Source organism: Flavobacterium sp. (assembly GCF_965277525.1).
GTDB lineage: Bacteria > Bacteroidota > Bacteroidia > Flavobacteriales > Flavobacteriaceae > Flavobacterium.
The window spans coordinates 633,139-646,540 of record NZ_CBDIDC010000011.1; the positions used below are offsets into that span (position 1 = coordinate 633,139).

General features: G+C 33.1%; 7 protein-coding genes. 3 read left to right on the plus strand and 4 right to left on the minus strand.

The window, feature by feature from the left end:
* Positions 1–5 precede the first annotated feature (5 nt).
* The 3 genes from ACQY44_RS23290 to ACQY44_RS23300 all read left to right on the plus strand — a co-directional run bounded on the left by ACQY44_RS23290 (position 6) and on the right by ACQY44_RS23300 (position 6,411).
* Positions 6–227, plus strand: a complete 222-nt coding sequence (locus ACQY44_RS23290; protein WP_428232668.1) for a DUF6814 family protein — start codon at positions 6–8, stop codon at positions 225–227.
* Positions 228–781: 554 nt separating this feature from the next.
* Positions 782–3,517, plus strand: a complete 2,736-nt coding sequence (locus ACQY44_RS23295; protein WP_428232669.1) for a TonB-dependent receptor — start codon at positions 782–784, stop codon at positions 3,515–3,517.
* Between the two features lie 242 nt (positions 3,518–3,759).
* Positions 3,760–6,411 (plus strand): TonB-dependent receptor, encoded by a 2,652-nt coding sequence (locus tag ACQY44_RS23300; protein ID WP_428232670.1) that lies wholly within the window; start codon positions 3,760–3,762, stop codon positions 6,409–6,411.
* A 118-nt stretch (positions 6,412–6,529) separates the two neighbouring features.
* Here the strand turns inward: ACQY44_RS23300 and ACQY44_RS23305 are convergent, their stop codons facing one another.
* The 4 genes from ACQY44_RS23305 to ACQY44_RS23320 all read right to left on the minus strand — a co-directional run bounded on the left by ACQY44_RS23305 (position 6,530) and on the right by ACQY44_RS23320 (position 12,762).
* On the minus strand, positions 6,530–9,640 hold the full coding sequence (locus ACQY44_RS23305; RefSeq protein ID WP_428232671.1) for a ligand-binding sensor domain-containing protein: 3,111 nt from the start codon (positions 9,638–9,640) through the stop codon (positions 6,530–6,532).
* Between the two features lie 443 nt (positions 9,641–10,083).
* Entirely contained in the window at positions 10,084–10,857 is a 774-nt protein-coding gene (locus ACQY44_RS23310; protein ID WP_428232672.1) for a carbonic anhydrase family protein, read from the minus strand.
* A gap of 425 nt (positions 10,858–11,282) precedes the next feature.
* Positions 11,283–11,918, minus strand: a complete 636-nt coding sequence (locus tag ACQY44_RS23315) for a response regulator (protein WP_428232673.1) — start codon at positions 11,916–11,918, stop codon at positions 11,283–11,285.
* 178 nt (positions 11,919–12,096) lie between these two features.
* The gene (locus ACQY44_RS23320) at positions 12,097–12,762 is read right to left on the minus strand and encodes a YceI family protein (protein ID WP_428232674.1); all 666 of its coding nucleotides are present in this window, start codon (positions 12,760–12,762) and stop codon (positions 12,097–12,099) included.
* Positions 12,763–13,402: the final 640 nt, after the last annotated feature.

The window sequence follows — 13,402 nt, forward strand, 5'->3', positions numbered from 1 at the left end:
AAAACATGAATATATTAAAAAGATTTCTCGGAATACTGTGGCTGATTTTATCTCTGGCAGCAGGTTATTTTTGCATTTTTGAGTTTGGTTATCCAAAGCTGGTTTCCGGCAAGCAGGAAGATTTAATTTTTGGAATCATCATTCTTTTCATTCTTACTCCGCTAATTGTAATAGGACTTGGGACATTTGGATATTATGCCATAACAGGGGAATATGATGATAAATAATTTTTTTGATAAGTTGATACCCTTTGAAACTTATTAAGGATTCTCTCTTTTTTTTTTGCTAATCTAAGAATACTTAAATAGTAAGTTAAACAAAGTCTGTTCAATCTTATTATTGCTAATACTATATTTCAATTTTAATACTTCTTATTAACTGGTTAGGAAGCGGTTTAATAGCTTGTCATTTACTGTATTCCCTAAGTATTTTTATTAATTCCCTTCTTAATAAGACTAAAAAAAATACAATAAACCTTAGTTTTTCTTGCTAAATTAAAAATAGCCTTTTTTAGCTATTGTGGCTCATTCGTAGGAAAAATACTTTTGCGGAGTAAAACTTGATTCTTTTAATGTGTTGAAAGAATGATAGTTAAATGTAGAACCAATAATAAAAAACCAGCGTGAACAAAACAAAATTAAATTTATCCAATTGCGGCTATGGCTACAATGATATTACTTTAAGCACTCAGACAGCAGTTAAATTTATGTTTAGATCTTTTTGTCCTAAATATATTATGGACTTTCAAGAATAGACTTTTACGAAATTAATCAAATAAAATATGAAAAAAGAAATACTGTGCATTTTAATTGGAATTTTTATATTCCCTATAAGCTCTTTTGCACAAAACATTATAAAAGGTAAGATTACGACAATAAAAGGTGAAGGAATTATGGCAGTTTCTGTTTTGGAAAAAGGAACAACTAACGAAACTGTTACGGATCAAAATGGAGATTTTCAGTTTTCAGTTTCCGATAAAGGAACTTTAATAATTAGTGTGATAGGTTACGAAACCAAAGAAGTAGAGGCAACAGCTGAATTTATGACGATAATCTTATCAGAAAGTATCACAAATTTAGAGGGTGTAGTCGTGGTTGGAACGCGTGGTAAAGCCCGTTCTTCAATTTTGACACCGGTTCCGGTTGATGTGATCAGGGTTAATCAGGTAAACATGCCTACGGCAAAAATGGATTTAACTTCAATTTTAAACTCTTCATCACCATCTTTTAATTTTACTAAACAAAGTGGAGCAGATGGATCAGATCAAATGGACCTGGCTACGTTAAGAGGCTTAGGACCGGATCAGACATTAGTTTTGGTAAATGGTAAGCGACGTCACCAGACAGCATTTATTACTATATTCGGTACCAGAGGAAGAGGTAATTCAGGAACAGATTTAAATGCGATTCCAGAATCTTCTATAGACCGCGTAGAGATTTTACGTGATGGTGCATCGGCACAATATGGATCTGATGCGATTGCGGGAGTAATCAACTTAATATTGAAAAAAGACACTGGTATTTTGAGTGTAAACACAGGTTATGCAGGATACTATGATCCAAGAAACAATACGCATTATGCGAAAGAACCTGGACAGTATCGCAGTGGTGGAGCAATTGATGGGAACTCATTTTCTTTAGGTGCGAATTATGGTGTGGCACTTGGCAAGAATAATGGTTTTATCAATTTTTCCGGAAACTTTTTGACTAATGGTAAAACATTCAGACAGAATCTAAATACAGATATAAATTCTAAAGATGGTCTTCCAGTTAATACCGTTAGAAGATCTATGGGAGACGGGTCATCAACTGCTGGGGGCTTGATGTATAATATGGAAGTACCGATTGCAGATACGAAGACAGTTATTTATTCATTTGGGGGAGGAAATATAAAAGCTTCTGAGGCGTATGCCTATACAAGAAATTTATCAGATGGCTCAGATCGCTTCCCTGAGGGATTTGCCGGAAATCCGATTTTAAGAACCACACCAGATGGTGAGACTTATTACGATCCTCTTATACAAACCAAAATTCAGGATTTGTCTTTTGCCGCAGGGGTAAAGGGAATATGGGGCAATGATTGGAACTGGGACCTGAGCAATACATTGGGGCGTAACAATTTTCATTTTTATGGAGATAAAACTTTTAATGCTTCCCTTGGTGCTGATAAAACCCATTTTGATGACGGTGGTTTTTCATTTTTGCAAAACACAGTTAACTTTAATTTAAGTAAAGCGATCCCTACTGTTGCATCAGGATTAAATTTAGCTTTTGGCTTGGAACACAGGTATGAAAACTACAAAATTTACGCTGGAGAGGAAGATTCATATTCAAATTATAACATCAATAAAGCTACAGGTTCGCAGGGATTTCCGGGTTATCAGCCAAGGGATGTGGTTAATGCAAGAAGATCTAATGTAGCGGCTTATGTTGATGCAGAATTAGATGCTACAGATAAATGGCTTGTAGGTGTTGCTGTAAGGGCAGAAAACTTTAGTGATTTTGGTTTTACAAGCAATTACAAGCTGGCAACGCGCTACAGAATTACGGATAATTTTAACATTCGAGGATCAATAAGTACAGGCTTTCGTGCACCGTCATTGCAGCAAATTAACTATAGCAATACATTAACAAATATTCAGGGTGGCAGTCTTTTTGAAGTTAGACTTGCCCCCAATTACAGTCCGATTACCAGAGCTGCCGGAATCCCTGATTTGAAACAGGAGAAATCTGTTAATGCGAGTTTAGGATTTACCTGGAAACCTATTTCAGAAATTACCGTAACGCTGGATGGTTATCGTATTAATATTAAGGACAGGGTAGTATTATCAGGTCAGTTTGATGAAAGTATTCCGGCCTTAAAACCAATACTAAACGAACTAAATGTTACTCAGGCACAATTTTTTGCCAATGCAATTAATACTACAAACTATGGTCTGGATCTGGTAGTGGATTACGTCAAACGATTTGACAACAAAAGTATTAAGGTCTTATTTACCGGAAATTTAAATAGCTTAAATATTGACAAAATAAATGTTCCAAGTGCCTTAAATAGTTCTTATCAAAGTCAGCAGGCATTTTTTAGTGACAGAGAACAAGCATTTGTCAAGGCATCTGCGCCTCCTGTAAAACTAGGGTTAAACTTAGATTATGGCTTTGGTAATTGGATGGCGGGAACGCATTTATTGTATTATGGCAAAATTTCGCTGTTAGGTCGTGGCTACGAAAGTATGTATCCACCGCTAGTCGCGTTGGATAATGACCCGGACAAAACTGTTTTAGAAGAGTTTAATTATTCAGGCAAAATGGTTACAGACATGTTTGTATCCTACAAAATCTCTAAGAATATGACAATATTTCTAGGGGCAGATAATGTGTTTAATATTCATCCTGACTACAGTTATGTTCCTGGTGCAAAGCTTTCTGCATATGACAATGAGACAGGCGGTGCATGGGATTCAGTCCAAATGGGCTTTAACGGACGTAAACTATTTACTAAACTGGCCTTTAATTTCTAATACTATAAATGATTCGATAAGGAGCTGTTGAACAGTTTATTGCTCCTTATCAAATTATGTTAGGATTTAAAATGCAATTTAATGCTAATTGTATTTTTTAGGTTTTTCTTCCAAACAAACAAACAAACAAACAAACAAACAAACAAACAAACAAATCGGTAATAATGGTTTAGATAGCATTAGTTCTACTATACCATATTTAAATATTACTATCAAAATATTCATTCAAAACAACCTTTATTATGAAAAAGATTGTGTTACTATTAGTTCTACTTAACTCTGTATTTGTCTTTGCACAAGAAATCACAGGAGTAGTAAAAGACAACTCAGGAGCTCCATTGCCCGGAGTTAATATTGTAGAAGAAGGAACCAGCAACGGTGTATCTACCGATATTGATGGATCTTATAAAATAACCGTAAAAGAAGGTGCTTCCTTGATTTTTAGTTATATGGGCTATAGCAGCATTACAAAAGCAGCTACAACTTCTGTAATTAATGTTTCTTTATCTGAAGAAGTTAGTCAAAACCTTGCTGAAGTAATCGTTACCGGAACAAGAACTGCTCCCAGAAGTAATACGACCAGCGCATTGCCTATTGATGCCTTATCGTCTAAAGATTTAACATCTACGGGTCAGGCTACATTTGATAAAGCTTTACAGTATAGGATACCTTCCTTTAATACGATACAGTCTCCGGCAAATGACGCAACATCATTGCTCGATCCTTACGAAATCAGAAATATGGGGCCAAGCAGGACTTTGGTGCTTATTAACGGTAAACGTAAAAATTTAAGTTCTTTACTTTATGTACAATATTCTCCAGGATATGGAGAAACAGGTGTAGATATTTCTGCAATACCAACTGACGCGATTGAGAGAGTTGAAATTTTACGTGATGGGGCATCAGCTCAATATGGATCTGATGCAATTGCAGGAGTAATGAATGTTATTTTAAAGAAAAACAGCAAACGAGGATCATTAATAGTCAGAAGCGGTATCACTTCTAAAGGAGATGGTGAAATGTTAGGAGTAAGTTTAAATAACGGGACAACTGTTGGCGAAAAAGGTTTCCTGAATTACACCATAGATTTTTCAAAAGTAAATCTGGCTAACAGACCAGGAAATGTTGATGCTCTGGGCGAGTCGGTAGATTTTGGAGCCAATATTGCAGATGTCCAGACTTTTCTTGATAAACATCCGGATGGCTTAAATATTAACGGATCTCCGCAGACAGCAGCAGCTAAATTCTTGATTAATGGAGGAAATGACATAAGCGAAAACACAAAAATATATTATGATGCTGCTTATATTTATAAAAAAGCAAACTCATTTGCCAATTACAGAACACCATATTGGAGAACTTTAGCCGATAATCCCTATCTTAATAATCTATTTGGCAATGGTGATGCTGCTAATCCGTCTTATCAAGGGTATCGTCCTACTTTTGAAGGAGATTTAACAGATTATAATGGTACACTAGGCTTTAAAAATATAAAAAATGGCTGGAATACTGATGCAAGTGTTACTATAGGGGGAAACAAACAATTATATACTGTGAACAATTCTGTAAATATGTCTAATATCGTTGATTCAGACGGAAATGATGTTTACAGAGAAAACAGTCCTATTTCTTTTAAACCTGGTGGAACGTCTTTTAACCATGTTGTTGGAAATATTGATATTTCTAAAATTATATCTGACAAAATTAGTATTGGTATTGGAACGGAATTCAGATCTGAGAATTTTACGGTTATAGAAGGTGATAAAGCTTCATGGGAAGGTACTGGTGCAGACTCTTTTGCAGGAAATGCTACTGAGAATTCAGGAAAATGGAATCGCTACAATATTGGAGCATACTTTGACATTGCTTATGATGTTACAAAAGATTTTTTGGTAAACGGTACAGTTCGTCATGAGGAGTACAGTGACTTTGGTGGAGCAACGGTTTGGAAAGTAAGCTCAAGATATGAATTTCTTGACGATAAAATTACCTTAAGAGGATCTGTATCAACTGGTTTTAGAGCTCCAACATTACATCAGATTTATACTCAAAAATCACAATATTCACTTGTGGCAGGACAAGGACTTCAAATTAATGGTATTATTAATAATGTCTCGCCTGAGGCCCGCGAATTAGGGATACCGCCATTAGATCCTGAAAAATCAACCAATATAACTGTAGGTATTGGCGCAAAACCTTTTAGTGGCTTTAATATTACTTTAGATTATTATAATATCAAAGTAAATGACAGAATTGTATTAGGAGACAGACAAAATACTGAATTTGGTAATGTCGCCTGGTTTTCTAATTCTTTTGACTCCAGAACCTCGGGCTTAGATGTAGTTACAGGATATAGTAATATTGGAATTGGAGAAGGTAAATTAGGTATTAACTTATCCGGAAATATTACTTTCGAAAATAAAAGAATTTCTCCTGTTACAAACAACTCATTTGGAGATATTTTAAACACGCTGACTTTTACATCGCGACCTAAAACTAAATGGATACTGGGAGGTAATTACGAAATTGGTAAGTTGGCATTTTCTCTAAATAACACTTATTTTGGAAAAGCAACTTTTCATCAGCAAGGGCTGGACGCTAACCTGAACACAGAATTTATTCCTAAAATTGTTACCGACTTAGGTTTTCATTTTAATGCTACTGAAAAGTTAAGTCTTGATTTAAACGTAAACAATTTGTTTAATATTTTACCAGAGTGGGAGTTTAAGGCCAAAAACGCAGACGGTGCGGCCTTACTGGCAGATCCTGCCCAGGCAAAGACACAATTTAACCTGATTACTTTCAATGGGCGTTATTCACAAACAACATACTATGGATCACATTTTAGTCAGTTAGGAACTATGTTTAATTTGTCCTTAAACTATAAATTCTAGGCTTTAAACATAAACTATATTATTAAAATTACTTTTTTTTTAATATTTTTTTAGATTGGTTTTGTTAGTAGAGAATGCTTTTGGTTTGTCCAAAGGCATTCTTTCAAATCAATACTATTTAAAATTTTAATTCTACACTTGTTCCCTTGTTTGGGGAAGAAACAATTTTTAATTCTCCTTTTAATGCTTTCGCACGATGTGCCATATTAGAAAGCCCATTGCCTTCACTTTTAATTTGTGAGTCAAATCCTTTTCCATCATCGATAACCGTTAATGTAATGGCATTATTGTGAGAAGTAAAACTAATCCAAATGTTCTTTCCATCTGCATATTTAGCAACATTATTCAGTGCTTCTTTATAAATCAGATAAAAATCACGTCTTTTTTCCATAGACATTTTTCTTTTTAATAATCCTTCATCAAAATCAAAATGAAGTGTGTATGCTTTCGCCTCGAACAACTGGTGAGCATGTTCACGCATCCTGCTTAAAATACTTTCAAATGCATCATTTTTATGATAGATATTCCATACAATGTCACTCATAGACTCCATCGTCTCAGTAGCGCTATTGGTAATTTTAAGCAATAGAGGTTGATGATCAAATGAGGGACTGGCATTTTTTTGATGCACAATTTTTGAATATATAGCAATAGTACTCAAAGAAGAACCTAGCTCATCATGCAGATCTCTTGCAATTCGATTCCTTAATCTGTTTTCCCTGTTTAATTGTGCAAGTCTATATCTATGAAACCCGTAAAACAATGCAATGGTAGTGATTACACTCAAAACACAAAACCACCACGTTTTATACCATGGCGGAATAATTATTAATTTTACAGAAGCATCCTTATCTCCCCATCGGGCTGTGCCATAATTTGCTTGTACTTTAAAATGATATTCACCCGGATTTAGATTGGAGTATGTAGCCTCTCTGGCAGTACCTGCATAGATGTAATCTTTATCAAACCCCTCCATTATATATCTGTATCTTAGATTTCCGGGTTTTCGATAATCCATGGCTGCAAACTGGAAAGTAAGTACATTTTGATTATAGTTTAATCTTATTTCTTTAATTGAATTTAAACTTACTTTAAGAATAGAACTGGTATCCCCTGGGATCACTGGTTTATTGAATAATCGAAATTCTGTAAAAGCTACTGGCGGTGGACTCAGGGGTTTAATTTTTTGCGGATCGAAATAAGTAATTCCATTCATTCCTCCAAAAAACAACATGCCATCACTGGTCTGACCAAAAGCATAACGGTTAAATTCATTGCTTTGAAGTCCGTCATCAACATTAAAATTCTGGAATGAAGTCTTAATAGGATCGAATTTGGATATTCCTTTATTTGTACTTAACCAAAGTTTCCCTTCTTTGTCCGTGAGGATTCCGTAAATGACATTATTGGGCAGGCCATCTTTAGTATCAAACTTAGAAAACTTACCTGTTTGTTTATTAAGGCGATTCAATCCTCCCCCTTTTGTGCCTATCCATAAATATTTTTGCGGGTTGGCAGCATCATTATTTAACGAGAGAATGTAATTATTACTAAGTGATGTATTGCTGTTGGGTTTAGTTGAATAATTATCGTGTATCTTTTCTTTGGCTATATCAAAGCTAAAAAGGCCATCTGTGGTGCCTAACCAAAGTACATTACCATCCTGATAAATTTGTTGTATAAAATCGTAATTATAAAGTGATTCACGAGTAGGAAATTCGACTTTGCTAAACTTTATTGTGGATGGCTCAAATTTTACTAAAGATCCTTTATAACCCATCCAGATATTGTTTTTATTATCACAGTATATAGGAAAAGGGATTTCATTTATATTTTTATAGGGCAAGGGAATTTTAGTAAAAATACGTTTTTTGAGGTTGTATCTAAGAAGATTACTTTTTACTCCTAAATAAATGTAATCGCCAGTATCTTTCGCAAAAGATGTCACATGAATATTTGGATACTTCTTTTTAAGTGCTTTAAAATCTAAATAATCGGAAATTTGAGAGATCTGATTTTTTCTTAATTTAATTTGATGAAAGTTATTGGTATATACATCATTTTTTTTATCAATAATCAACTGATAAACTGTTTCGCCAGGAAAAATGTGATTAAAGAGTTCTGCTTGCGGGTCATATTTTAAAAGACCATATCCTCCTGTTGCTATCCAGACAACACCAGTATTATCACAATAAAAGTCTGTGACAGTCGAGATAGCAAGATCTTGACTGGGAATATTAGAAATCAAATTTCGTACATAACCTGTTTTTAAATTAAGCAGGACAATTTTGTTATCCTGAGAAAGCCACAGGTTTTGTTCCTTATCAATTACTGTACTAATCTGATAGGCGTGATAATTATAAATTTTTACCGGATTATTAAATTCATAGTCTGAAAACTTAATAATATCTTTATTATTAAGCAATAACCTTTTCCCAGCTTTATCTTCGATAATTTCAGGAACAAATGACTGATCAGCCGAGGTAAAGCGATAACGTTCAAGCAATTTATATTTGTTAGTTTCAGAATTAAAAAATAGCTGCCAGACTTTATCAGTTGTTGTAATGAAAATCCTGTTTTTACTGTCAATGAAAAGTCCTTGGGGAGCAGACTTTTTTTTATGAAGTTCAGTCTGCTGATCTATTTTTATAGGGATAAATTTTGCATGGTATCGAACCTTAGTGTTGCCATTAGCGCGATCAGGAAAATGCTTGGCTAATATTTCCATTCTTTCTATGCCATCTCGTGTTTTAATCCAAATTGTACCACTTTTATCTCCTGATATTTGTAGGATACTATTTGAGTGTAGGCCTGCATTAGAGGTATGCTGGAAATGCGTAAAAGTATTATTCTCCGGATCAAATAGATCGACACCGCTGTTGCGGGTACCAATCAAAATTCGTCCTTTGACATCCTGAAATACACAAGTTATATCATCATTTGCTAATGTATTATGATTGTCGTGATCATGATGATAAACGACAAATTTGTAACCGTCATATTTATTTAGTCCATCTGCCGTGGCAAACCACATAAACCCCTTTTTGTCTTGCAGAATATTGCTGACAAAACCCTGCGAGAGTCCATTATCAATTCCAAACGAATAAAAGCTTACAGATTTGAAATTCTGTTGTGCCCAAGACCTGGTTAGATTGCAAAAAATAAATAGAATACAAAAAACAAATCGTAAGTTTTTATTTATCGTGGGTTGAAATTGGAAGACTATCATGCAAAAAATGGGGATTATTTGCTTAAATATACTTTTAACAATTAACGGAACAATGCCACTACTGTTAATGATGAAATATACGTAAAATTTTTTGTACAAAAATTAAAATAGATTGATAACTAAAAGAAATATCAATTACGTATTTATTCATTTATATTGACAGTATAAATGATCAAAAAAACATTATTTGCCCTTCGATTTTGATAGTATGATTACTTTTTTACAGCAAATGAGTTTTAATATCTAAAATTATATATCTTGAAAATAAGGAACATATATAATTTTTATAAACTGGGTACAAATTTAAACAATTTGCCAATCAAATTTTGAGTTGAGGATTATTTTTTGCGAGCTAACGACAATTGGAATCCAATGACATAAAAAATGATATTTTTTTTAATCTAAGAATCATTTACCTAAAACAATAAAAAACGTTACAATTCCTAGTTTTCGTAGATTACCCTATTATTCAAGGGTTGGACAATTCTAAAGTTTTCTTCATGATATATTGAAGAATACTCTTTTAGTTGGGAATCAGAAGCCATAATTTTATCCTTGAAAAGTATCCATGTTACTGGTCCTTGATTTGGTATAAAATCTCGATTTGGTGTAGTTAGCGATCCGCTATAGGCGTAATAGTTAATACGATTTAGGGGTAATAATGAACTTAAATCAAACATATCTGTAAAAGAATTAACTCCTTTGGTTGCTGGAGAATAAGCAATAAGGGATTGTAAATAATCATTTATTTTCCCTTTCTCAACAAATACTCCTAAAACAGCATATGCACCTGTATCAGATATATTTACAAAATGTATTTCCATTTCATTGTATTGATCATCTATTTTATGCTCACTATGATGATGAAAATGAAATTGCTGTAATTTGTATTTCTTGCCTTTAATGAGAATATAATTATTCTCTCGATCCGGGCTTAATAAATTAATTTTTAAATCCTCAGATGTGTTTTCAATACTGTTTAATACAATTGAATTATAATGAATTACGGGATCTGTGGCATTTATTTTTGTAGTACTGTAAGTAGTAATATTAATAGGGGATTGTCCTCTCAAATTAATAGTATTTAAAGGGAAATTATAACTTGTTATATTTTCTGGAAAGCCATTGCCAGAAGGAATATTCTCGTCGATATTTTCCTCGTGGTCACAAGAAGCCAGCATAAAAATTATTAAAACTGTTAAACAGTATCTTTTCATTTATTTTTTATTTTGAATTATTGAAAAATAGAACTAGAAAAACATTTAGGATTTCTAAATGCACAGGATTGAAATTTAACTTTCGGTTTACCTGAAGAAATATGATTTAGGTATTTGTGGATAGGTTTAATCTTACCTCAACAATAAGATATATTGTATTGTGTTGTCAATTTTATTACCTAGCAAGTAAATATCAACCCTTTATCACGATAAGGTTGTCTGTCTCATAAAGATGAGGTCATAAAAATGGCATGATTTTTCAATACAATTAGACTTGGCTGATTATGTCTAATTGTATTACTTCAGTAAGAGGACATTTACTTTGTAAATAGTTTTGTAGTCAAAAAATAATCAACGATGCTGTATTTCATTTAAATTGAACATAGTTAAATGCTTATTGTATAAAAAAACTCCTTTAAATTCTATTAGATAATATTTTTCTTAATAGAAATTGCAACGGCTTCAGAAACATTATGTACATGCATCTTACTATAAATATTTTTGATATGGTTATTAACCGTAAAAGGTGATATAAAGAGTTCAGCAGCGATCATTTTATGGCTGAATCCCTTTACAAGATAGCTTAAAATATCTATTTCTCTTTTGGATAAATTAAAGTCGTCTTCTTTTTCCTTATTATTTTTTTTATTGAAATATTCAAGGACTCGTTTTGCAATTCCGGGAGACATTGGGGCACCGCCATTCATAACTTCATGTATGCCTTCAATTATTTTTTCATTTGTTGCTTTTTTTAGCAGATAACCATCTGCACCTGCTAATAAACTATTAAAAAGATTTTTATCATCTTCAAATATAGTCTGCATGATTATATTGGTCTCTGGAAAATTTTTTGTCAGCAATTTAACACCTTCAATGCCACCTACACCAGGCATATGAATGTCCATTAGAACTACGTCAGGTACATTTGGACGCAGATTTTCAACCAGGTTAGTACAGTCTTCAAAATCACAAATACACTCCATATCTTCTTCAAGAGATAGTAATAATTTTAGAGCTTCGCGTCTCTCCTTATGGTCGTCGAATATTGCAATTTTAATCATTGGAATTTTTGCTGAAGAAACTTTTTTAATTCAAAAAAAATCTCTGTGAATAGACGTAAAGTTATAATTCATTTTTGAGTAATGCAATAGCTAAAATAAGCTATAAAATCAAAAAAAACAAAAAGTCCCAATTTAAAAATCAAACGGAACTTTTTGCCTGAATAATAATTAACGGTTGTTATTTTGCCGTTTTGACATCTATACCAATCTCAAGATCTTTACTGATTGCCCATTCAGCCGGATCTGCTTCAGTTGTTGCAAAATTAATATTCCAGTCAGTACGGTTAACAGTAAACTTTGCCTGTAGGGCTACATTTCCGTTTACTATAGTGACTTTTGCCGGGAAAGTAACATTAAGAGTTTTTCCTTTAAGAGTAAGGTTACCACTTACAGTTTTATTCGACCCTTCTATAACAACATTATCTGCTGGATTTAAGGAAGTAACTTTAGTAATTTTAAAATCTGCAGTTGGATATTTTTCTACATCAAAAAAATCTGCGTTTTTTAAGTGAGCTTCTAATTGTAAATATTGCGCTCCTGGCTCTGTTACTGATGCAGGATCGACTTTAATAGATGGCATATCCATTGTAAAATCTCCTGCCTTAAGTTCTCCTTTCTCCACTGATACTTCTCCAGATTTAAGATTTAACGTGCCCCAGCGTGGAAAAACCCCTCCTTTGTGAGTTGCTTTCCAGTCTACTTTAGATGTTTGTAAATTTACAGCTAATAATTCTCCATTTTTTTCAGCTGGCTGTTGTTCTTCTTTTGTTGTTGTTTCATTTTCGCCACATGCTGTAAAGAATAAAGCCACGGCAGCTAACGTTAAGAAATTTAATTTTTTCATTGTCAATGTTTGTAATTTGTAATTTGTTTTAAATAATCATCGGAATTTTGTTAATAAGATTTCCTTAATCAGGGGCAAAACTATAATTCATTTTATATCAACACAATAGCTAAAATAGGCTATAAATAATTAAATGTTACTTTTCTTACGGTATAGTAATTGACAGCTTCAATGGACTTAGTAAGTGTGTATCCTGACCTGTAAGATGTGCTTTTCCGATAATTTCGGGTAAAATCCCTATTGATGTTTCTGAATTTTATGCGTAATTATAATTCATTTTACTGCCGTAGAGTTGTTTAAGGAAGTTGTTGAAAATTTAAAAAAAGCAATTTTGAATTGAAGATTGTTATATGCTTTCACAACCTGTAGAAGTCGTTACTTTAAATGACTATTAATAGTGTATTTGATATGGTATATTGATTACTGTAATAACAGTACTGATGTGTTTCCTATTATTGATTATTTCCACACCTTAAAAAAACACCTTTTGGATAGTGCCTTCAAAGATGAAAATAATTTCGAAAATGCTCTCATTTTTTAATGCCAATTGCTTAGTTATATCAAGAGTGAGAATAGGCTTTGTTGATCACATTTTTCTAAATTACAGATACTAGGCTAGAGGAATTTAATACTTAATACG

Excerpts from the sequence above, each read along its gene's own strand:
- ACQY44_RS23315 (WP_428232673.1), bottom strand. The coding sequence starts at position 11,918 with ATGATTAAAATTGCAATATTCGACGACCATAAGGAGAGACGCGAAGCT.
- ACQY44_RS23320 (WP_428232674.1), bottom strand. The coding sequence starts at position 12,762 with ATGAAAAAATTAAATTTCTTAACGTTAGCTGCCGTGGCTTTATTCTTT.
- ACQY44_RS23305 (WP_428232671.1), bottom strand. The coding sequence starts at position 9,640 with ATGATAGTCTTCCAATTTCAACCCACGATAAATAAAAACTTACGATTT.
- ACQY44_RS23300 (WP_428232670.1), top strand. The coding sequence starts at position 3,760 with ATGAAAAAGATTGTGTTACTATTAGTTCTACTTAACTCTGTATTTGTC.
- ACQY44_RS23290 (WP_428232668.1), top strand. The coding sequence starts at position 6 with ATGAATATATTAAAAAGATTTCTCGGAATACTGTGGCTGATTTTATCT.
- ACQY44_RS23310 (WP_428232672.1), bottom strand. The coding sequence starts at position 10,857 with ATGAAAAGATACTGTTTAACAGTTTTAATAATTTTTATGCTGGCTTCT.
- ACQY44_RS23295 (WP_428232669.1), top strand. The coding sequence starts at position 782 with ATGAAAAAAGAAATACTGTGCATTTTAATTGGAATTTTTATATTCCCT.